Source organism: Maribellus luteus (genome assembly GCF_003576475.1).
In the GTDB taxonomy this organism is placed as follows: Bacteria; Bacteroidota; Bacteroidia; order Bacteroidales; family Prolixibacteraceae; genus Draconibacterium; species Draconibacterium luteum.
Map to the genome: position 1 here is coordinate 340,737 of NZ_QWGR01000003.1, position 22,612 is coordinate 363,348.

The following is a 22,612-nucleotide window of genomic DNA, read 5'->3' on the forward strand; positions in this document are numbered from 1 at the left end:
CTATGGTGAAACCTGACCGGGACAAAACCTAATTTCTTTTGAATACCAACCGATGTATGTGTTAAATTGGTTATGCCTATCAATTTAATAGATAAATGTCACCATTGAAAGTGTAGGGAAAAATTATATTTGCAACTTTTATCAAAATTGAAACGAAAAATAATGATTAGAAAGATTAAGCTCCTGCTGTTACTTACCGTGTTTACTATCGGTACTGTAGTAGCTGATGAAGGGATGTGGCTGCCATCGCTCATTCACAAGTTGAATATTAATACGATGCAGCAAATGGGATGCGAGTTAAGTGCCGACGACATCTATAGTATTAACCACTCAAGCCTGAAAGACGCTATTGTGGCGCTCGACCGCGGATCGTGTACGGCAGAAGTGGTTTCAAAAGACGGTCTGTTGTTAACCAATCACCACTGTGGTTTTGGCGAAATTCAACAACATTCGAGTGTTGAGCACGATTACCTGGAAGATGGTTTCTGGGCCATGAGCCGCGAAGAAGAACTTCCGAACCCGGGTAAAACAGTTACTTTCCTGGTTAGCGTAGAAGATGTAACAGCGAAAGTTCTGGAGAATGTTAACGACGACATGACCGAAGAAGCAAGAGACAAAGCGGTTAACGCAGCACTCGATAAACTGGTGAAAGAAGCCAAAGCCGATACGCATTACGAAGTTTATGCCCGCGACTTTTTCAATTCAAACCAGTTCTTTCTTTTTGTAACCGAAACGTTCAGAGATGTGCGTTTGGTAGGAGCTCCTCCGCAGGCACTGGGTAAATTTGGTGGCGACACCGACAACTGGATGTGGCCCCGTCATACCAACGACTTTTCGATGTTCCGTATCTATTGCGGACCTGACGGGAAACCTGCCGACTATTCAGAAGAAAACGTTCCTTACCAGCCAAAACACTTTTTACCGATTTCGTTGAAAGGAGTTCAGGAAGGTGATTTTGCCATGGTTTTTGGCTACCCCGGAAGAACCAGCCGATACAAAACTTCGTACGGCATCGACTACACCATGAAGGTGACTAACACGGCGCGCATTGTGGTTCGTGAGAAAAAACTGGAGATTATCGCCGATTACATGGCATCGAGCCAGAAAGCAAAAATCCAGTACGCATCGAAACACGCGAGCAGCGCCAACTATTACAAGAACTCCATTGGGATGAACCAGGCGTTGACCAAGCTAAAGGTTATCGACCAGAAAAAAGCACTGGAAGACCAGTTCACTACCTGGCTGAATGCCGACCCGGCAAGAAAAGCCAAATACAGCGAAGCACTTGGGCTGATAAAAGATTACTACTCGGAGGTTGAAAACGACAAAGCCCGTGAATTTATCACCGAAGCCTTGTTGAGAGGCCCGGAGATCTTCACTTTTGCCAACCGCGTTAAACCGCTGATGGAAATGCTAAAAGACCCTGTCGGCAATAAAGACCGGATTGAACGTTATACTGATTTCCTGAAGGCAATGACAGAAAGCTATTTCAAAGACTATGATGCTGCTACCGACCAGAAACTGACCGCTGCCCTGATGCAGGTTTATGCGCAGGAAAACAAGCCAATCTTCCAGCCGGCTTGCTACCAGGTGATTCAGAAAAAATACAAAGGTGATTACGATAAATTTGCTGAGCAGCTGTTCAAAAAAACCATTTTTGACAACCAGGAAGAATACCTCGCATTTTTGGACAACCCAAGTTTGAAAGTGCTGGAAAAAGACATGGCCTTCCAAACAGCGGTGGATATTTTTGACAAATACAACCAGATCAGGGAAGCCATTGACACCCGCAGCGACATCCTGAAAAAGGGACAAAGATTATTTGTGGCCGGTTTGATGGAAATGCAGCCCGACAAGAAATTCTACCCCGATGCCAACTCAACCATGCGTCTTACTTACGGTAAAGTGTTGGATTACGATCCGCGCGACGGTGTAACCTACAAGTACTACACCACTACCGACGGTTACCTGGAAAAAGAGATTCCGGGCGACTACGAATTCAACGTACCGGCCCGCATGAAAGAGTTGTTGCTGGCAAAAGATTACGGCCAGTATGCCGATGCTGACGGAACATTGCACGCTTGTTTTATTACCAACAACGACATCACCGGAGGAAACTCGGGAAGTCCCGTTATCAACGGCAAAGGTGAACTGATTGGTGTTGCTTTCGACGGTAACTGGGAAGCCATGAGCGGCGACCTTGCCTTTGAAGACAACCTGCAACGCTGTATCAATGTCGACATCCGCTTTGTTTTGTGGGTAATCGATGTGTATGCCGGTGCCGATCACCTCATCGAGGAAATGGAAATTATCCGTTAATATTTTCAGAAGATATATGGGAAGTAAAACCTCGTCAGTTTTGGCGGGGTTTTCTTTTGTTATAATTTGGAGGTAATGAGTACGGAGTCCGGAAAGGACTAAATATGAATATCCGTGTGTGAAACGCACGGTAAAAGGCGGTCGGTAGATTTCAGCCCTGACAGGGTTGAATAAATTCAGGTAAGAAATCATACTGCCATAACCAATTCATGATGGGATAATGACCAAACGTCGTTCACCCCCTTCAGGGTTGAGGATACAGGCATTCAGCTGCCACCGGTTGTACCGGCGGTTATTCACGTTTAGTCCTTTTAGGACTTATTGTTTGCGCACTATTCCAAAAGATCAAAGTATCACCAGGGCACTGAGACCAAAAATTGCAGGCAGCTAACTTCAATACCAGTGCAGCAATCCTCCAACTTTATTGTTGTTTATTACGAATAATACTCCCTATTTTGCACTCAGTACTATTTTCTCACTACTCTGTACTCAAAATTTATAAATGGCCCGACCGAAAATAACGATATACACCGATGGCGCAGCGCGCGGAAACCCAGGCCCGGGAGGCTACGGCATTGTTTTATTGTCGGGAGAATTCCGCAAAGAACTCTCGGAAGGATACAAACTGACCACCAACAACCGGATGGAATTGCTTGCCGTGATTGTTGCCCTGGAAACGCTCAAAATTCCCGGAAGCGAAGTCACTATTTACACCGATTCGAGGTATGTGTCCGACGCCGTTGAAAAAGGATGGGTGTTCAACTGGGTGAAAAACCGGTTTAAAGGGAAAAAAAATCCCGATCTTTGGATGCGTTTTCTGGAGATTTACAAAAATCACCTGGTTAAATTTGTGTGGGTGAAAGGGCATGCCAACAACCCGCTCAACGAACGTTGCGACCAGTTGGCAGTGGAGGCTTCATTTAAAGCAAATTTGTTGGAGGATGTGGGGTATAAACCGGAGTAAATGAGAAATTTGAGTTGGGCACTTCTTCTTCTGGCTTTTGTTTCGTGCCGCCAGGAAGGGGAAGCGGATAAAAAAATGGAAACCATAAAATACATAGAAAGAGCAAGCGGGGAACTGAAAACCGAAAATATTCCCAGCGAAGGAATGTTGCACTGGCTGTACGTTTCAGACACCGGCAAACTCACGCTCAATCTGTTGTTTAAGCGGAAAGTTGTTTCGGCCCTGGGTGGCTGGTACATGAACACCCGCTGGTCGGCCAGGCGAACTGCTGATTTTGTTAAGGAACATCGCATCGACATGGATGAATACGCCGTTTCGAATGTAGATGACTACAAAACCTTCAACGAATTTTTCTACCGCAAGCTAAAAGCCGGTGCGCGGCCCATTGGCGAACACCTGGTTTCGCCTGCCGACGGAAAGATACTGGTCTTCCCTACCCTTAGTGATGTGGATTCGTTTTTTGTAAAGGGATCGGAATTTACATTGCAAAGCTTTCTGTGCAACGACGAACTCACTACGAAATATGCCAACGGGTCCATGGCCATTGTACGGCTGGCACCGCCCGATTACCACCGCTACCATTTTCCGGCCTCTGGCACCGCGTCCGAGTCGGTAAAAATCAAAGGGCATTACTACTCGGTTTCGCCACTGGCCTTGCGTGGCAGCCTCGAGATTTTCTGCCAGAACAAACGCGAATACACCACCTTGCAAACAACCGAATACGGCGATATCCTGATCATGGATGTGGGAGCCACCATGGTGGGAAGCATCATTCAGACTTACTCGCCCGGCCGGGTGGAAAAAGGCAGTGAGAAAGGCTATTTTGCCTTTGGCGGATCAACACTGGTGCTGCTTTTTGAAGCAGGAAAGATCAGCTTCGATCCCGACCTGGTGCAGCATACACAAAACGGGCTGGAAACCACCATACGCATGGGCGAAAACATTGCTTTGGGCAACCAGTAGCTGCGCTTCCCAACGCCTTATTCCGAAGGTTCAATAACAGCAAAAATCAGTTTACAATCCTCGCAACTGATGCTTAGCTTCTTTTTGTCGATTGAGTAAGTTTTGGCCGTAATAAAACTGTTTACAAAAAGCGTTTCCCATTGCATACGCAGGAGTGGCTCGCAATACTTCTCCGTACCCTGCCCAACATTGTATATCTTGATTGAATTACCACCGCTTAAGGAGTAACTTCCGAAAGTGTAATTACACAAGTTGACCAGATCAATGTTGCCGTTTTCTTTAAAGGCAATTTCAAAATCATTGATAGCGGAAGGAAAATTGGATGCGATGTCTGATTCGTCAATTATCTGTTCCAGTTTCCATTCGGTATTAACAATCGGGCCGGTTTTCACATCATCGTCTGATTTTTCGCAGGCCATAAGTACCATCAATAACAAAGCCATCCAAACAAGTTTTCCTTTCATGACAATTTTGGGGTAAGATGATTCTGCAGGCCGTTTGGTTGCGTTGCTTGGCATATAAAGTGGGGATTCAACGAATCAGTGCCATTAATGCCTCCTTTTTTCTGCTGAACAATGAACGTACTGACTACGTTGCATCACTTTTCTTTTGAACGACAAACGTACTGAGTACGTCCGGTCATTTTTCATCCGGGCGGCAAACGTACTGAGTACATTCTGTTCCTTTTTTTCGGGGAACGAACGTACTGACTACATTCCTTCACTTTTCGTTTGGGCGACAAACGTATTGAGTACGTTGCCTTCTTTTTCGTCCGGGCGACCATCGTTATGGTAACGTTACTCCACTTTTCTTCCGGGCAGTCATCGTTACGGTAACGTTGGCTCCGGTTGCTTGCTTCAGCGTTTCATAAGTTCAGTGTAAGAAATGAAAGGTTCACTTCAATAAACACTTGACACTATTTCACTCCAGAGGCTGTTACCTCGAAGCAGGAAAAGAGAACCGTTCTTTACTTTAACCGACACATAAAGAACGGTTCTTTAAGCTGACACAGGGCAGACAAAAATGGTATCTTCTTCTGAAATTGGTTCTGAGGCCGGGGCAACCCGAAACTAGCTATTCATTTCAAAATAAAGCACTTTGAACGCAACCATTTTCCCGAAATTATCATCTGAAAATAAAAAACATGTATAAGCTCCTTTACGTATTGTTTCCGGCGTTACTGATGATTTCATGCGATCATGAAATTGAAAATCCGAATAACCTGAAGCTGTTGGGACTGGATGATATTAAACGGGAATACCAGATTGCTGATAGTTTAAACTACCTCCCCGACAGAAGCAACATTGACACCACTACCCTTATCTTGGGAATGGACGAGCGAAACGGAAAAGTTGTGATACGATCGTGTCAGACACGAGGATTTGGCTGTATTCTGGTGACGAACTATTACACCATTCTTTACCAGGATTGCGACTCAATCTGTTGCAAAAAAAACGGGAACTGGCTGGTTGATTATGTCGGCTTTGCTGGATTTCGTTCTCCCGTAGGATGCGAACCAGACACTACCGGTAATCATTAAAGATCCAGCACCAGCTGCTCGTCAAGCAGGCGGAACGACATGCGGTGGTATTTGGTGGGCCCGTGTTCCCGGATGGCGGCACGGTGTTTTTTGGTGGGGTAACCTTTGTTTTTGTCCCAGTCGTAGTTCGGAAATTCCCGGTGAATGCTGAGCATAAAATCGTCGCGGTAGGTTTTGGCCAGCACCGAAGCCGCCGCAATCGAATAAAAGCGTCCGTCGCCTTTTACCATGCAGGTGTACGGAATGTCGCCCTGCGTGCGAAAACGGTTCCCGTCGATCAGCAAATGTTCCGGCTTTATTTTGAGTTGCGCCACTGCCCTGTTCATGGCAAGAAACGAGGCATTCAGGATATTAACCTCATCAATTTCATGATTGTCCACCGCAACAACGGCCCATGCCAGCGCCTGCTCTTCGATTACCGGGCGAAGCTGGTAGCGTTGTTTTTCGGTAAGCTGTTTCGAATCGTTTAGCAATTGGTTTTCAAAACCGGCCGGCAAAATTACCGCCGCCGCAAATACCGGCCCGGCTAAGCATCCGCGTCCGGCTTCGTCGCAACCCGCCTCTACCTGGTTCTCCTGAAAATAGGGTAATAGCTTTTGCTTTTTCATACTAAATGGAACTTACTGATATAATTGTTAAACTGAGAAATTGATAAATTGTCAAACTGAGACTGAATATTGCAACCGTTGTCTGAACACAAAGACTCAAAGACACAAAGGTATTTCTTTTATTCTCTCGCAAAGGCGCCAAGACGCTAAGTTAAGCTACGAGCCCCGGGCTGTGAGCTTTTATTATTCATTGGTAAACTGTCAAATTGCTAAACTGTCAAACTGAGACTGATTACTGAGACTGCGACTGATCACTCAATACTTCTTCAATCAACAATCGTTAATCACCATTCCTCAATCAAGTACTCTTGCCAAACTGCGAAATTGTAAAATTGTCGTTTTATTTCCAACATTTAACCACTTGCGCCCGGGCTTGCTCCAAAGAATCTTTACTCATTGACGAAGGCCTGAGCGTGGAGCGCGGGCTTGTTTACGTCCATATCCCCAGGGCTTTGCCCCGGGCTGGTAAGCCTCGCCCTTTCAGGGCTTCCTTTAGAAATTGAAAAACTGGCAAATTGTGAAACTGGCAAACTGAGACTGAATACTGAGACTGCGACTGGTCACTCAATACTTCTTCAATCAACAATCGTTAATCATCATTCTCCAATCAAGTACTCTTGCCAAACTGCGAAATTGTAAAATTGTAGTTTTATTTCCAACATTTAACCACTTGTGCCCGGTCTTGCTCCAAAGAATCTTTACTCATTGACGAAGGCCAGAGCTTGGAGCGCGGGCTTGTTTACGTCCATGTCCTCAGGGCTTTGCCCCGGGCTGATAAGCCACGCCCTTTCAGGGCTTCCTTTAGAAATTGAAAAACTGCTAAATTCTCAAACTGGCAAACTGAGACTGATTACTGAGACTGCGACTGGTCACTCAATACTTCTTCAATCAACAATCGTTAATCATCATTCCTAAATCAATTCCCGTTGCTAAACTGAGACTGAATACTGCGACTGATCACTGAACTCTGAACCTTGAACTTTAAACTCCTCTCACTGCAACGCTTTCTCCACGCTCATCCAGAGCAGGCGTGCGGTTTCGTCCCAGCTAAATTTATTTTTCTGAATAAATCCCTTTTCAACCAGGCTTTGCCGAAGATCGGCGTCCTCGTGAATCCGCAACATGGCATCGGCAATCTGGTCGATTTTTAAGGGGTCGGCGTACATTACAGCGCCTCCGCCCACTTCCGGAATCGACGTGGTGTTGGAACAAATCACGGGTATGCCAGCGCTCATCGCCTCCACAATCGGAATTCCGAAGCCTTCGAAAAAGGGCACAAAAGTGAGAGCCAGCGCGCCTCCAAAAATATCGTGCAGCTCTTTGCTCGACACCCGCCCGGTAAAAACCACATCGTTGCGGTAGCGCATGTTTTCGTAGGTCTCGTGTATATCGCCTGTTTTGTGCATTTCGCCTCCCACCACCACCATTTTGGTGGCATCGCCTTTCACACTTTTAAAGGCATCGAAAGCCTTTAGCAGTCCGCTTACATTTTTTCGCGGATGCAGCGCGCCAACAAACAAAAAGTAATCAGCACCCCCGGTGTAACGCTTTTTTACGTCCACTTTCTCTTTTTCCGAAATGGGTTCAAAAATCTGGTTGATGCCGTCGTACACCACATCAATTTTATCGTAGTCAACCTTGTACGAACGCGTAATGTCTTCTTTCGAATAAAAGGAAACCGTGGCAATGCGCCGGGCAATGCGCGCAAACTTCGGAAAAAAGTGGTTGTAGTATTTCGCCTTTAACCACGGAAGGTCGTCGGGGCGGTGCACAAAATTTATGTCGTGAATAACGCCCAACTGCGGCACTTTTGTCCGCAACGATAGGTATCCGTCGGGCGACAAAAACAGGTTGGCTTTGTATTTTTTCAGGATGCGCGGAATTTGGTACTCAAACCACAAATACCACAACACCGGATGCCGGGTTGGAGGCCCAACCACCACGGGCTTAACATTTTCTGAAAAAACATAGTCGGGGCTGTACGGCCTGTCAAACAGGAAAATGAATTCGTGTTCGGGATGATTCAGCGTCATTCGCTTCAGGGTTTCATACGTGAACCACCCGATTCCTTCCAGTTTCCCTTTGATCAGTAAACGCGTGTTTACGGCAATAATCATGCTGTCGGTTTCAAATTTCCGTAAATGTACAAAGATTGTGGTGATTATTCCCGCTTGCGTATAGTCAATATTTCTTACTTTTAAGCGTTCAAAAAACAAGCGAGATATCCACCTAATACCGGTAGTTTGAAACGAAAATTTGTAACAAACCTGCTCCTGCTCCTTTTCCTGAATCTGCTGATCAAGCCGTTTTGGATATTTGGCATCGACCGCACGGTTCAAAACTCGGTGGGAGACGAAAACTACGGTTTGTATTTTGCGCTTTTCAACTTTTCGATGCTGCTGAATATTTTGCTCGATGTGGGGATCACCAACTTCAACAACCGCAATATTTCGCGTTACAGTTTTTTGCTGCCCAAGCATCTTTCGCACATTATCGGGTTGAAATTTATGCTCGCCGTTGTGTATGCGCTGTTTACACTGGGTGTCGCGGTCCTAATCGGGTACAACAATTTGCAGTTTCATTTGCTGGCTTTTCTTATTCTGAACCAGTTTTTGATTTCCTTCACGCTGTATCTCCGGTCCAACATCAGTGCGCTTCAGCTGTTTCGCACCGACAGCCTCATCTCGGTGCTCGACCGCAGCCTGATGATCATTATTTGCAGCCTTTTGCTTTTCACCAATGTTTTTCGGATCGAATTTACCATTAACTGGTTTGTATATGCCCAAACCATGGCTTACGGCCTCACTTCACTGATTACTTTACTGATTGTTCTGAAGAAATCGGGACGGATAAAAATCCAGTTTGACCCGGCTTTTTTCAGGGTGTTTTTGAGGAAATCGTATCCGTACGCCCTCCTGATTTTGCTGATGTCGTTTTACAACCGCATCGATTCGGTAATGCTCGAACGCCTGCTGCCACACCCCATCGGGAAAGAACAGGCCGGAATTTATGCACAGGCTTTCCGTCTGCTGGATGCTGTTTCGATGTTTGGGGTTTTGTTTGCCGGACTGCTGCTCCCTATTTTCTCCAAAATGCTGAAGCAAAAAGAAAATGTGGGGCAAATGGTTAAGCTGTCGTTTACACTGCTGATCGTTCCGGCCATAGTCATTGCAGTTTCCAGCATTTATTACAACAGCGAAATCATGAACCTGCTGTACCATGCCAACACCGAAAATTCGGCTGACCTGCTGGGCATACTAATGACCGGTTTTATTGGCATTGCCATGACCTATATTTTCGGCACGCTGCTTACCGCCAACGGCAGTATGAAACAGCTGAACACCATGGCCTTTGCTGGAATGATCCTGAACATTACGCTGAATATTATACTGATCCCCAAATACCAGGCACACGGTTCGGCCTGGGCCAGCCTGGCAACACAGCTTTTTACCGGCGGGACGCAACTGGTGCTGGCACTGGTTATATTTCGCCTGAACCCGGGCATTAAATACATTTTTCAACTGCTTCTTTTTACCGGCCTCGTTGTGGCTCTCGCCACTGTTTCAAAGGAAATCGACAACTGGCTGCTGGGCTACGCTTTCCTGGTGGCAGCATCGGTGATTTCTGCCGTAGCGCTTAAACTTTTTAATCTGAAAAACCTTTATGAAATTATCAGATACAAATAAATATGGTGAATCCAACCATTCAGGAATTGCAGGATCCGGAACGTTTTGAATTGATTGCCGAGCTGAGTCACGAAAACATCAAATCGTTTGTGCTCGATCAGTTGGGACAAGGGGGCCGGATAACGATCGCATTTATGATCTACCAGTCGCTTATGATTATTATGGGAATGTTCTTAGTGACAAGAGCCATCATCCAGGCCTTACACGATGCGCCTGAAAACCTTTATTTCACCATCGCTGCATTGCTGTTTTGCTTTACGGCATTGATCCCGGTTCACGAGCTTTTACACGGCCTGGCCATAAAACTAAGCGGTGCGCCCACGGTTCACTACGGCGCCTACTTCCGGAAATTCATCTTTTATGCCGAAGCCGACCGCCACGTAATCAACGGCACACAATTTACCTGGATTGCATTGACTCCCCTGTTGGTTGTAAAGCTGGTGACGCTCGTTTTGTCGCTTTTTTTCTGGCACACACCCTGGCTGTATTTTTTCCTTTTGACCATGGCCGTTCACAGCCTTTTTTGCGCCGGCGACATTGGCCTACTTTCCGTTCTTTACCGGCACAAAAATGCTGAGATCTATACTTTTGATGTTAAGGCTGAAAAGAAAAGTTATTACTATCTGAAGAAGAAATAAATCTATTTTGATCCAAGCCCAAATAAGAAAAGTAATAGTAGTCTTGAACTCCTTCTTTTTCCACCTAATCTTAGCTCCCTTTCTACAGATCTTTCTAAGGTCTCATTTAATGCAGGGCCATGTTATTTCGTCCGGGATCACGAACCGTTAAAAAACAACTTTCTTCGCCGGACGAGATGAGGACGATTCCTAACCCGGCGCTTTGCACCGGGTTATTGATATTTGACACTTTCAGTGTCAATTTAATCAACACCCTGCAAGGGTGAAACAATAATAACGACGGGTAAACGATTCGTCCGTCAAATGACGGACGGAAAGTGCAACCCGGGGTATTGACCAAGACGAACAACCGGCGCAATCTCCCAACATTTTAGACATATAAAGTTCTTTGCGCCGCACGGCAATCGTCCATTAGATAGAATTGCCCAAAGAATATTTATGTGTAAAGGATGGCCTCGTGTTAAACAAAAGAATTGTATCAGCCAGCTCGCAAATCAGCGAGAGTTAGCGTATAAGCGTATTCAGCTTTGATCTTTGGGAAACGTTCAACAATAAAAAAGGGAACCAACATGATTCCCTTCTTCTGACGTTTTTTGAACAGTGCTAAATCGTAAATAACCAAGTTTTTAATCACTGATCAAAACTACAAAATAACTATGTTAATGAATTTTAATGAACGTCTGGTTATTGTTAAACTAAATATAGCTTTGTTAAATAGTGTAGCTAACTGCAAAAATCAGTAAAAGAACGTTAATTATCTGCTGATCTTTGGGCTACTACCACCTGAAAGGCTCCTTTTCCAACGGTCTCTATGTTTTGAATTAAAAACCCGTTTTCCGGAAGAATAGACATTAAGCCACCGGCCTCTGTATAACTTCTAAAGTTCCCGTTATGGTTTCTTCCGGCCATAAACTCGGCCACTCTGCTTGCAACTCCCATATAATTTCGCGGTAACGGAACGGCATAATCCAGCACTACAATTCTATCCGCCACCTTTTGGATTTCGCTTAAAACAGCCCCCCGCAAACCGGGATCGAACTGGTGCAAAGCCAACGAAAGAATGGCCACATCAAATCTTTGTCCGTAAAACCCCGAAAGATCCGTTGCATCACCCACGTAAAAACCGGCATTCGGTACTTTTCGTTTTTGGGCTGCTTTGATTGCGTAACGAATCATTGACTCACTCAAATCCACACCCGTAAGCGAACCGGCCCAATCTGCCAATTCAAAAAGTTGCGCTCCCGTTCCGCAGGCAATGTCTATTATGCGGTCGCCTTGATTAATATGCGCTGCAACGCTTCTCCGCAGTGACTGCAAGAGGGGATCGAGCAGGGTGCTGTAAAAAATACCGGATTCTACCATTTATTGTGTTATTGTTGATTCGAAAAATGCCCAGATCTCATCGCAGCCATTAAAGTCGCGGTTGGTATTGCCCACCATACTTCGGGGCAGGTACTGCCGCATACCCGGCCAGGTGTGCCCTCCGTTTACCACCTTAATATCGACAATTTTTAGCCGATCGTTCGCTGGATTTTCCCAAACCGTTTTCACGGCTGTACAGTCGTCGTCTGTATTGATATCGGGAAAAGCATAAACATCTGACTTTTGGGAACACCCGTTTACATTTTTCCAGTATTGAATCGCTTCCGCATTGCTTAGCACTTCGCCCCTTTTTTGCTTTAACACAACCACAGGCCCACCGTTATAGGGAACCAAAGGATCGGCATCTCCGCCAATAAAAATTACCGGAACCGGATTCCCGGGATCCGTTTTTTGCTGGTCCCCGCTCATGGTGGCCGCCACCACCCCGATGGCTTTAAAAACCCGCGAACGCTCAATGGCCAGGCGCTGCACCATAAACCCTCCGTTCGAAATACCACAGGCAAAGATATTTTTACGGTCAATCGCCAGTTTCTGATCCAGATCGTCGATCATTGCATCAAAGAAACCAACGTCGTCGATCTTTAACCGGCGTGCTACCGACAAGGTATCCCGTTCGCCATCGTTCCAGCCCCTCCGGTAACCATTGGGATAAACCGCAATAAAACCATCGCGGTCGGCGAGTTCGTTGAATCTGCGCCCGGTAAAATTCAGCATGCCCTTTGCTTTTCCTCCGCCGCCGTGCAGTATAAAAACCACCGGGTAGCTTTTCTTCGCATCGTAAGTCCTTGGCAGATAAACCTGGTAAAAGCGTATCAATCCATCCACTTCAAGGTAAACCTTTTCGGTTCCGACCTGCGCCAAACAGCCCATGGAAACCATCGAAATCCAGACTAAGAGGAAAACTGTCTTCATGATATATCCTTTCTTAAACAAACTCCATCCGCGTTTTTTTGTTATTAACACAAACAAAAATAATATGCATAAATACAAATACCTTCTTCCGGTTATTTTTCTGATGTTCACCGCATTTAAACCGGACAAGCCTGCTTACCTGCTTTTTGACAAAGACGGAAAAACGGTTAAGTACGAAAGAATGCTCAAACAAATTCAGGAAGCCGATGTGGTTCTTTTTGGCGAGTTGCACGACAACCCGATTTCGCACTGGCTACAGCTGGAACTTACCAAAGATATGTTTGAGATGTACGGTAAAAACCTGATTTTGGGGGCCGAAATGTTTGAAAGCGACAACCAGGTCATCCTGGACGAATACCTTTCGGGGAAGATCTCGCAACGAAACTTTGAGGACGAAATGAAACTATGGCCCAACTATAAAACCGATTACAAACCCCTGGTCGAATTTGCCAAAGACAGCGGTCTTTATTTTGTGGCTACCAATGTTCCGCGCAGGTATGCCGCTTTGGTTAATAAGAAAGGTTTCGAGGGACTTGAAGAATTATCGGACGAGGCAAAAACCTTTTTGCCCTCCCTTCCTCCTGCTTACGATTCGACGCTGAATTGTTATGCCAGTATGATGACTATGGAAGGCATGGGCAGTCATGTGTCATCTAATTTTCCAAAAGCACAGGCTATAAAAGATGCCACCATGTCGCATTTCATACTCAAAAACCGGGAGCCGGGTAAAAAACTGCTTCATTACCACGGTGCGTACCACAGTCAAAATTTCGAAAGTATCTACTGGTACCTGAAACATTACCAACCAGAGTTGAAAATTGTTACGATCCACAGTGTTACGCAAAAAGATATTTCGAAACTCAGCGAAGAAAACACGGGAAAAGCCGATTTTACGATCTGTGTGGACGAGGATATGACACGAACGAGGTAAAGCCAAGGGAAGCACAATAGCCGACTCAAAGTCCTGAAAACAAAAAAGGCAGCATCTGTATGCGGCCTTTCTTTACGGTGCGAATGGAGAATATTTTAATGGGAGGAATATTGTCCTTTTCGCAGTGCAATATACTCGTGGATTTTCTATTTTTAAATACCTAATTTTAGGTATTTTAGCAAGGTCCTATTAACATAAATTTAGGCTACCCGGAAAATGGATAAGGAGAGTGTAGTAAAAATCAAGGAGGCGTGGAAACCCAACAAAATTGAGAAGCCGGTTAAAACCGAACTGTACCTGAATGTTATCGAACAAGTAGCCAATTTGTTCTCGGCAGGAAGTTTCTACTACTATATCTTAAATTTTGAAACGCTCCAGATGGAGTATGTGGACAAAAGAGTTGAGTCGGTGCTGGGGTATAATCCGAGCGACTGGAGCCTTGATAAAGCATTTGAATCGATTCATCCCGAAGATTTAAATCAGATGCACAGAAAGGAAGCCGCTGCTGTCGATTTTCTTCTGAACCGAATCCCGCCCGAGGATATTTTACGTTATAAAGTAGTCTATGTTCTTCGCATGAGGCATGCCAACGGCCATTACAAAACCATCCTTCACCAGTCGAAAACACTAAGTTTATCTGAAGATAAAAAAGCGCAGCACGTATTGGGGATTCACACCGATGTCAGTTACCTGAATATGCCGATTGATCACAAAATATCATTTGTCGGCGATGGTCGTCCTTCCTATTATGCCTTATCCACTGAACCTGATTTTACCCCAAAGCAATACGACTATGAAAATCTTTTCACCGCGCGGGAAAAAGAAATTCTGAAGAGCATCGCCAATGGTAGAACGTTTGGTGAAATAGCAACCATCCTGAATCTCTCTCCACATACCATCAATACCCACAAGAAAAACATTCTACGCAAAACCGATTGCAAAACCACCACCGAACTGATTGCACGTTGCGTGCGGGACGGGATCATCTAACAATCAAGTAACTGAAAACTAATCCTATTGAATGATACAATTGCCTTTGCTCTTCTCGCTCCAGGGATTAAGCTTTGGATAACTTTTATTTGTAAAAATTCATTTCCTCCAGATACTCCCATGTTTTTGGAGGCAGAAAATGCCGCACATCTTTCCCATCACGAATGGCGCGACGGATAAAAGAAGAAGAGATTTCCATCAGCGGGGCTTCGCCGGCTACCACTATGTTTTTGTGTTCCTGCACTTTTGACGCATCAAACCCGGGGCGCGGATAAACAATGATGCCGTAGTTTTCTAAAATGCTCTCAAAGTTCTTCCATTTATGAAAGTTCTCCAGGTTGTCGGATCCCATCAGAATCACAAAGTCGTAATTCGGGTGCTGATCTTTTAAATAAGCCAGGGTATCAACCGTGTAGCTGGGTTTGGGCAGGTTAAACTCGATGTTGGAAGCCCGCAAGCGGTCGTCACCTTCCACGGCACGGTGCACCATTTCGAGGCGCTGGTAATCGTCCAGCAGGTTGTTTTTCTTTTTGTGCGGACTTTGTGGCGAAACCACAAACCACAGCTGATCGATTCCGGTAAACTCAACCATGTAATTCGCAATGGCCAGATGCCCAATGTGAATCGGATTGTAGGACCCAAAATACAATCCTACTTTCAGACGGAGATTCGTTTTTGGTGCAAGTATGTCGGTCACAAGGTGGCTCATAAATTTTTAAAGTTCCAACGTCGAATGTTCGTAAATCAATCCTCAAATTTACTGTATTATTTGGGAGTTGGAAATTCACTATTCTACATTCAATGTCGTTTAACTAAAAACTAAATGAAACAAACGGAAGATAATGCACCCTTCGACTCCGCTCAGGGTGACTGTCAGACTGAGCGAAGTCGAAGTCTATAATCGCTAACTAAACGACATTGATTCTGCATTGGACACCTGATAACCTTGTCTGATACAGCGGTTTTCCAACAAAAGACCCTTCTCCCAAGAGATGCTGAACCGAGTTCAGCATGACCTCAAAAAGTTAATTCGCCAAGAAATTTCCAAGCACCTTTTCCACCTCAACACAGGCTTCCTCGAGTTGGTCGTTTACAATTACCACGTCAAACTGGGGAGCAAAGCTTAGTTCATGCTCTGCTTTTGCAATTCGCATGGCAATCTTCTCTTCGGTTTCGGTTGAACGCGCGGTTAAACGCTTGCGTAACTCCTCTACCGACGGAGGCTGCACAAACACTGCCAGCGCCTCATCTCCGTAGTATTTTTTGATATTTAGTCCGCCAATAACGTCCACATCAAAAATTACGTTTTTACCTTCTTCACGAATGCGTTCCACCTCGCTTTTGAGTGTTCCGTAAAAAATACCGGCATACACTTCCTCCCATTCCAGAAAATCGTTTTTCGCTATTCTTTCCTTGAACTCAGGTTCAGCAAGAAAGTAGTAATCCTTGCCATGGGTTTCGGTAGTGCGCGGCGCACGCGAAGTGGCCGAAACCGAAAACTTGAGGTTAAATCCCTTCCCGAGTAAATGACGTACAATGGTGGTTTTACCGGCTCCCGACGGAGCAGAAAATATAATAAGCTTTCCTTTCATATTTTTGAGCTATGAGCCACAAGCGTTGAGCCGCGAGCTGTTTCCTATCATGAAATTCACTGAACTTTGAACTCTGAACACTAAACTAAAGAACATTCAGCAACTGCTCCTTCACTCTTTCCAGGTGATCTTTCATGTGAACTACAATGCGCTGAATGTTGCTGTCGTTGGCTTTTGAACCGATGGTGTTGATTTCGCGGCCAATTTCCTGTGAAATAAAACCCAGCTTTTTCCCGGAAGACTCTTTTAAACCGGCCGTTTCGTAAAAATAATTACAGTGGTTGTTCAAGCGCACTTTTTCTTCGTTGATATCCAGTTTCTCGAGGTAAAAGATCAACTCCTGCTCAAAACGGTTCTGATCCACGTTGCCATTCATTTTCAGGCTTTCCAGGTTATCCATCAGCCTTGTTTTTACGGCTTCGATCCGCTGTTTTTCAAAAGGTTCAACATCCTTCAGCAGCTGATGAATGCTTTTTACATTTCCGAGAATATCGGCTTCCAGCGCCAAACCTTCCTTGTCACGGAAAGAATCGATATCATCCAGCGCTTTTTTAATATTTGCTTCGATGATTTCCCATTCCTCCTCGTCAAGTGACTCGTATTCGGTTTTTACCACGTCGGGCAAACGCATGGCTGCATGCAGGGTTCGATGATCGGTTGCAACGCCCAATTCGGCGCCAATGTCTTTGAGTTGAAGAAAATAGCCCTTTAGAATTTGCTCGTTGATCTTCGAATTACTTTCTTCTCCCAGGCTTTCCACATAAATGTTGAAATCCACTTTTCCGCGAACCAGTTTGTCCGAAATTATCTTACGGATTTCTATGTCTTTTTCGCGGTACAAAACGGGAGTCCGGGTATTGATATCGATTTGCTTGCTATTCAGCGACTTTATTTCGATGGTTATTTTCTTGTTGTTTACTTCCAATTCTGCTTTTCCAAAGCCGGTCATCGATTTTATCATATGTACAATTTTTGTTCAAATTTAGTATAAAGTCTGTAATATTGAGCGGAATACAGGATCTTGATCATGGAGCCGTGATTCTCGATACTGAATGCGTGATTTTGAATTTAATAGCGATCACAAATCGCGAATCTCAACTCTGAACGTTAACCTCTTAACCCTGAGGCAGTCTATCAGTCCATCCATCCTTCGACCTCAGGTAATAACTCCGGAGCCAATCAGTTCATCACCGTCGTACCAGGCTGCAAACTGCCCAGAAGTAATGCCACGCTGCTCGTTTTCGAATAAAAACCAGGCGCCGTCTTCGCGCAAATGAATGCTTCCTTTTTCCAGGGGCTGACGGTAACGGATGCGGATATCATAATCGCGCTTCTCGCCCACTTTCATTTTCAAATCGGTTCTGATCCAGTGCATGTCTTCGTTGGCAATAAACAAGCCTTTCCGGTGCAATCCCGGATGATTCTGACCTTCGCCCACATACACAATATTGCGTTTTACATCGGTACCAATCACAAACAGCGGTTCTTTGTGGCCGCCAATGTTCAGGCCTTTTCGTTGCCCGATGGTGTAAAAATGAGCGCCTTCATGCTCCCCAATCACTTCTCCGTTCCAGGGTTTATACGGAAACGGAAAACACAACTTCCGGTAATTTTCTTCTGTTATTTCCAACTGCTTTTTCTTTTCCATGAAAGCCGCCGGAATTTCAATCACGTTACCGGTTTTAGGTTCGAGCTGTTGCTGTAGAAAAGTAGGAAGATCCACTTTCCCCACAAAACAGATTCCCTGCGAATCCTTACGTTCGGCAGTGGGAAGATTTTGCTCGCGTGCAATTTCGCGCACCTCGGGTTTTAACAATTCCCCGATCGGAAACATGGCTTTCGATAGCTGCTCCTGGCTCAACTGGCACAAAAAATAACTCTGATCTTTGTTCGGATCTTTCCCGGCCAGCAACTGATGAATGGTTTCGCCGTTTACCTCTACTTCGCTTTTCCGGCAATAATGCCCGGTAGCCACATAATCGGCATCAAATTTCATCGCTTCGTCCAGGAAGGTATCAAATTTAATTTCCCGGTTACACAGCACGTCGGGATTAGGTGTGCGGCCTGCCTGGTATTCGGCAAACATATAATCCACCACCCGCTTTTTATAATCCTTGCTTAAATCAACAATATGAAACGGAATATCCAGTTTTCTGGCCACCATTTTGGCAATCAGCGAATCTTCTTCCCAGGTACACGAGCTGGTAAGCACACCTTCGCGTTCATGATAATTGATCATAAACAGTGCGATCACATCGTAGCCCTGCTTTTTCAGCAAATAAGCAGCTACGCTCGAATCAACTCCGCCCGATAATCCTACAACCACTCTTTTCATGGCGCAAAAGTAGAAAGATAAAATCCAATTCTGCAAACAGCTTCTGAAAAATGAGGATTTGTTAAGCAGTTTTATCCCGTTCAATCTCAAAGTTTTACCAAAAGTTGAATTCTTTGTGACACTTCCGTGATACTTTCCCCGGACCTTTGGTTCAGATTATTCACCATAAATTATATCGTTATGAAATCACTTCGTTTATTATTGAGTTTAGCAATTGTTGCTGTTTTGTTTACCCAGTGTATGCAAGACGAAATGGAAGAACCTGTACTAAAAAAAGGAAGCCTACCGGATGTTGTTCCCTCTAAGATGTATACCGTAACGGTTGAAAATGTCTCGACAAATTACAAGTTTTTTGAGGCGGGGGCAGTTGCCGTCCCGGATGGAGAAAGCGAAGCCGGGCCTGCTTTCCCGGGGCATTCGTTTACTTTTTCGTTCCACGCCGGACCTGCTCACAAACTATCGTTTGCCACCATGTACGGTCTCTCGAACGATGGTTTTTATGCACCTTCCGGACAGGGAATAGCGCTTTACGACAACGGCACTCCGGTTACCGGCAACATTACCTCGCAAATTATGCTGTGGGATGCCGGAACCCAGATGAATCAGATGCCCGGACCGGATAATCCGCACAACGGCGCAGATACCGATGATCCGGTTCAACTTATGTCGGAAGTTGGCGATGGCTACGACTACGGTACCGTAGCTACCAATCTGAAAGTGATGCTCGACTACAACGGCGGCCACATGTTCACCGTAACCATAGAGGTGCTTGCCGGAGCTACTACTGCTGTTTCTCCGGTAGCCTGGGTGGTACACAGCATGGAAAATCCGATTTTTGAAGCCGGCATGACCGATTGGGACAAAGGCCTGGAAGATTTGGCAGAAACCGGAAATCCGGGTCCGTTGTCTCACTACCTGACCTGGAACAGTGGTTATGTATCGCCCGTTGCACCAGTACTTTGGGCAGTTCACGAAAAAGATGAAATGCCGATTTTCACCGCCAATACTCCCGACCGGGGAGAAGGACTGGAATTGCTGGCAGAAACCGGAAATCCGGGAGACCTTGCAGCCAGCCTGATTTCCATGGATTACAACGCTGGTGCCTATGCGATTCCGGACGGATCGAATGCAGCAGGCCCCTTGTTCCCCGGCGATAAATACACTTTCTCTGTTGATGCAAAACCAAATCAGTATTTAAGCATTGCAAGTATGCTTGGAAATTCCAACGACATTTTCTTTGCCTTTGGCGACGGGGGCATTAAACTGGCCTTTGGGAACGACATTGAGGACATTACACACGAAGTAATGCTGTGGGATGCAGGAACCGAGGTAAATGAATACCCCGGAACAAAATCAATGGATGAAGACGAAGGCGGTTTGGTACGTTTGCTTGATGACGGATTTACTTATCCGGCAGTTGACAAGATCATAAAAGTTACCATCCACAAAAACAAGAAGTAGTCTGATTGTTGAGGGAAAGACTTTGAGAAAGAATCCGCCGGTGGAAGCCGGTGGATTTTATTTTTTCTTTTTATTCTGGTAATTCTTTCGGTGCTGGGGCTGACCTCCCCCGCCTTGGTTTTTAAACTTATGAAAACTACCTTTTCCCTTTTTCCTTCCTTTGGCTGGCACTTTCCATTCCGGTCCGGAACCAAATTGTTCAGGCATTGGTATTTTAAAAACTTCCCGCTCGATCAACGTTTCAATCTGGTGAAATTTGTACATGTCGTCTTCGTTCACCAGCGTCAGAGCCACTCCGGTTGAATCGGCACGTGCGGTACGCCCAACACGGTGCACGTAATCTTCGGCATCACCCGGCACATCGTAATTAATCACCAGGTTAATGTCTTTGATGTCGATTCCACGGCTCATTACATCGGTAGCTACCAAAATCCGGATTCGCTTGGAACGAAATCCATTTAACACTGCTTCCCGTTCCGATTGTTCCAGATCAGAAGAAATGGCCTCAGCTTCAAACTTCCTTCTTTTCAGAACGCGGGCCAGTTCAGTGGTGGCACGTTTGGTTGAGCAAAAGATAAGTATGCTGTCATACTCCGGATTCTCATTAATAAGATGAGCTACCAGGTCATTTTTCTGTTTATCGTAAATCAGGTAGGCAGCTTGCAAAACTCCTTCAGCCGGTTTGGATATAGCAATGTTTATTTCCTTTGGCTCGTGCAGAATCTGGGAAGCCAGTTTCCGGATCTTTGGTGCCATGGTAGCACTAAACATGAGTGTTTGCCGGTTTTTGGGCAGATAGGAAATGATCTTCACAATGTCGTCATAAAAACCAATGTCGAGCATACGGTCGGCCTCATCCAGAATCAGGAATTCGATGGTATCAAACTTCACATATCCCAGGTTCAAATGCGAAATCAGTTTCCCGGGTGTTGCAACTATGATATCTGCTCCTTTTGTAAGCGCCGTTTTTTGTTGTCCCCATTCATCGCCGTCACCACCTCCGTAAAGCGCAATGGAATGGATGCCCATTGTGTATCCGATTCCCTGAACCTGCTGATCAATCTGCATGGCCAGTTCGCGTGTAGGAACTATGATAAGTGTAGATGTTTCACCTCCGGGTAAATCAGCGATCAGATCGAGCACGGGGAGCAGAAAAGCGGCTGTTTTACCGGTTCCTGTCTGTGCGCAGGCGATCATGTCGTGACCATCCAAAATAATGGGGATCGCTTGTTCCTGTATAGGAGTAGCTTCTTTAAATCCCATGTATTCGATGGCATCCAAGAGGTCATCGTGTATTCCGAGTTCTGAAAATTTCATGTAAAAAATAAATTTCGATGCTGCAAAGTTAACGAAATTAAAGCCACCAAACTTATCCGTGAATCAACTCTTTACCAAACTGTCGACAATCAGAAAGATCATCATAAACAAATAAAGAAAGTTTAGCTTGTAAAATGCGGGCCTGACCTTGAATTCCTTTTGCATAAAAACGGCCAGGGTAAGGGAAAAAAGCAGGTAAAAAATATAAAAAATCAGAAAAAACATGACAATGCGGTTTTGCACCACAAAAAAGAGGACCAGTAATGCGGAAGCAATGGTGGTCAGCACCCAGGCATAGGTTACGCGCTTGATCTGGTCGCTGCTAAAAAGCTGATTTAAACTGGGCATGCTGGCTTTTTGGTATTGCTCGCCAAACATGAGCAGCAACAGCCAGAAATGCGGAATTTGCCCGATAAAAAAGAAAGCGGCCACAATCAGAATTACTTCGGAAGTAAGGCTTCCTCCGGCAGCGGCCCATCCGATCATTGGAGGCAAAGCGCCCACCATGGAGCCGGGAATAACCGCAAACGCTGATATTTTTTTCATGGGCGTGTAAACACCGTTGTAAAAAAACAATGTCGCCCAACTTAAAACCAGGGCCATCACCGGACTTGAAACCAGCAAAATAACCGAACCTGTTAGCGCAAAAGCTACTGCCAGCATCAAGGCTCCATTGGCGCTGATTCTTCCGGAAGGAATCGGGCGGTCCTTGGTGCGGGGCATTTGTGCATCGAGGTGCCGCTCCTGCCAGTGGTTGATCACACTCGAACTGCACGACATCAGGAAAACCCCCAGGGCCAGCAACCAGCCCTGCGCATCCATTACGTGCCCAAACAAAACATAACCGGTAATGGCAGAAAGGGCAATGGGCAGCGATATACGAACTTTACCCAATTCGTAAATCACCTTCAGCTGCTGCTTAAAATCAAGCGTTTTATTTGTTTCCAGCATACTCAACGACCCTTCCATTCTG

At 45.4% G+C, this 22,612-nt stretch carries 20 protein-coding genes; 9 read left to right on the top strand and 11 right to left on the bottom strand.

All coding sequences use genetic code 11. From position 1 onward, the window contains the following. Positions 1-162: 162 nt before the first annotated feature. The 3 genes from D1614_RS06980 (at position 163) to D1614_RS06990 (ending at position 4,246) form a co-directional block, all read left to right on the top strand. Positions 163-2,319, top strand: a complete 2,157-nt coding sequence (locus tag D1614_RS06980) for a S46 family peptidase (protein WP_119437174.1) — start codon at positions 163-165, stop codon at positions 2,317-2,319. A gap of 502 nt (positions 2,320-2,821) precedes the next feature. Then, positions 2,822-3,283, top strand: coding sequence for a ribonuclease HI (gene rnhA, locus D1614_RS06985; RefSeq protein WP_119437175.1), 462 nt, complete (start codon positions 2,822-2,824; stop codon positions 3,281-3,283). Further along, entirely contained in the window at positions 3,284-4,246 is a 963-nt protein-coding gene (locus D1614_RS06990; RefSeq protein ID WP_206609939.1) for a phosphatidylserine decarboxylase, read from the top strand. A 17-nt stretch (positions 4,247-4,263) separates the two neighbouring features. Here the strand turns inward: D1614_RS06990 and D1614_RS06995 are convergent, their stop codons facing one another. Then, positions 4,264-4,710, bottom strand: a complete 447-nt coding sequence (locus D1614_RS06995; protein ID WP_162304440.1) for an META domain-containing protein — start codon at positions 4,708-4,710, stop codon at positions 4,264-4,266. A 680-nt stretch (positions 4,711-5,390) separates the two neighbouring features. On the opposite strand from D1614_RS06995, the gene D1614_RS07000 reads away from it, so the two are divergent. After that, a complete protein-coding gene (locus tag D1614_RS07000) occupies positions 5,391-5,786 on the top strand; it encodes a hypothetical protein (RefSeq protein ID WP_147384065.1) in 396 nt (131 codons plus the stop codon). Here the strand turns inward: D1614_RS07000 and rnhB are convergent. Together rnhB and D1614_RS07010 are read right to left on the bottom strand one after the other, a co-directional pair. Beyond that, positions 5,783-6,394 carry a ribonuclease HII gene (rnhB, locus tag D1614_RS07005; RefSeq protein WP_119437178.1) on the bottom strand — a complete coding sequence of 204 codons (612 nt, stop codon included), beginning with the start codon at positions 6,392-6,394 and terminating at the stop codon, positions 5,783-5,785. The genes D1614_RS07000 and rnhB overlap by 4 nt on opposite strands. Before the next feature lie 992 nt (positions 6,395-7,386). After that, complete coding sequence (locus D1614_RS07010; protein WP_119437433.1) at positions 7,387-8,511, bottom strand: glycosyltransferase family 4 protein; 1,125 nt, start codon at positions 8,509-8,511, stop codon at positions 7,387-7,389. 126 nt (positions 8,512-8,637) lie between these two features. On the opposite strand from D1614_RS07010, the gene D1614_RS07015 reads away from it, so the two are divergent. Next, entirely contained in the window at positions 8,638-10,080 is a 1,443-nt protein-coding gene (locus tag D1614_RS07015; RefSeq protein ID WP_119437179.1) for an oligosaccharide flippase family protein, read from the top strand. A 2-nt stretch (positions 10,081-10,082) separates the two neighbouring features. Further along, positions 10,083-10,718 carry a DUF3267 domain-containing protein gene (locus D1614_RS07020; RefSeq protein ID WP_119437180.1) on the top strand — a complete coding sequence of 212 codons (636 nt, stop codon included), beginning with the start codon at positions 10,083-10,085 and terminating at the stop codon, positions 10,716-10,718. 750 nt (positions 10,719-11,468) lie between these two features. On the opposite strand, the gene D1614_RS07025 is transcribed toward D1614_RS07020, so the two are convergent. Both D1614_RS07025 and D1614_RS07030 read right to left on the bottom strand, forming a co-directional pair. Beyond that, the gene (locus D1614_RS07025; RefSeq protein WP_119437181.1) at positions 11,469-12,080 is read right to left on the bottom strand and encodes a class I SAM-dependent methyltransferase; all 612 of its coding nucleotides are present in this window, start codon (positions 12,078-12,080) and stop codon (positions 11,469-11,471) included. Next, the gene (locus D1614_RS07030; RefSeq protein WP_147384067.1) at positions 12,081-13,013 is read right to left on the bottom strand and encodes a CE1 family esterase; all 933 of its coding nucleotides are present in this window, start codon (positions 13,011-13,013) and stop codon (positions 12,081-12,083) included. 64 nt (positions 13,014-13,077) lie between these two features. Between D1614_RS07030 and D1614_RS07035 the strand changes: the two genes are divergently transcribed. Further along, on the top strand, positions 13,078-13,944 hold the full coding sequence (locus D1614_RS07035) for a ChaN family lipoprotein (protein ID WP_119437183.1): 867 nt from the start codon (positions 13,078-13,080) through the stop codon (positions 13,942-13,944). Between the two features lie 216 nt (positions 13,945-14,160). Beyond that, on the top strand, positions 14,161-14,934 hold the full coding sequence (locus D1614_RS26255) for a LuxR C-terminal-related transcriptional regulator (protein ID WP_119437184.1): 774 nt from the start codon (positions 14,161-14,163) through the stop codon (positions 14,932-14,934). Between the two features lie 85 nt (positions 14,935-15,019). On the opposite strand, the gene nadD is transcribed toward D1614_RS26255, so the two are convergent. The 4 genes from nadD to mnmA all read right to left on the bottom strand — a co-directional run bounded on the left by nadD (position 15,020) and on the right by mnmA (position 18,861). Beyond that, a complete protein-coding gene (nadD, locus tag D1614_RS07045) occupies positions 15,020-15,643 on the bottom strand; it encodes a nicotinate (nicotinamide) nucleotide adenylyltransferase (protein ID WP_241558090.1) in 624 nt (207 codons plus the stop codon). 316 nt (positions 15,644-15,959) lie between these two features. Continuing rightward, on the bottom strand, positions 15,960-16,526 hold the full coding sequence (gmk, locus tag D1614_RS07050) for a guanylate kinase (protein ID WP_119437185.1): 567 nt from the start codon (positions 16,524-16,526) through the stop codon (positions 15,960-15,962). 85 nt (positions 16,527-16,611) lie between these two features. Then, entirely contained in the window at positions 16,612-17,487 is an 876-nt protein-coding gene (locus D1614_RS07055) for a YicC/YloC family endoribonuclease (protein ID WP_119437186.1), read from the bottom strand. 195 nt (positions 17,488-17,682) lie between these two features. Continuing rightward, entirely contained in the window at positions 17,683-18,861 is a 1,179-nt protein-coding gene (gene mnmA, locus D1614_RS07060; protein WP_119437187.1) for a tRNA 2-thiouridine(34) synthase MnmA, read from the bottom strand. Positions 18,862-19,041: 180 nt separating this feature from the next. On the opposite strand from mnmA, the gene D1614_RS07065 reads away from it, so the two are divergent. Next, positions 19,042-20,322 (top strand): spondin domain-containing protein, encoded by a 1,281-nt coding sequence (locus tag D1614_RS07065; RefSeq protein ID WP_119437188.1) that lies wholly within the window; start codon positions 19,042-19,044, stop codon positions 20,320-20,322. Between the two features lie 57 nt (positions 20,323-20,379). Here D1614_RS07065 and D1614_RS07070 read toward each other — a convergent pair whose 3' ends face one another. Together D1614_RS07070 and D1614_RS07075 are read right to left on the bottom strand one after the other, a co-directional pair. Then, positions 20,380-21,639 (bottom strand): DEAD/DEAH box helicase, encoded by a 1,260-nt coding sequence (locus tag D1614_RS07070; protein ID WP_119437189.1) that lies wholly within the window; start codon positions 21,637-21,639, stop codon positions 20,380-20,382. Between the two features lie 63 nt (positions 21,640-21,702). Beyond that, on the bottom strand, positions 21,703-22,608 hold the full coding sequence (locus D1614_RS07075) for a protoheme IX farnesyltransferase (protein ID WP_119437190.1): 906 nt from the start codon (positions 22,606-22,608) through the stop codon (positions 21,703-21,705). Between the last annotated feature and the right edge of the window lie 4 nt (positions 22,609-22,612).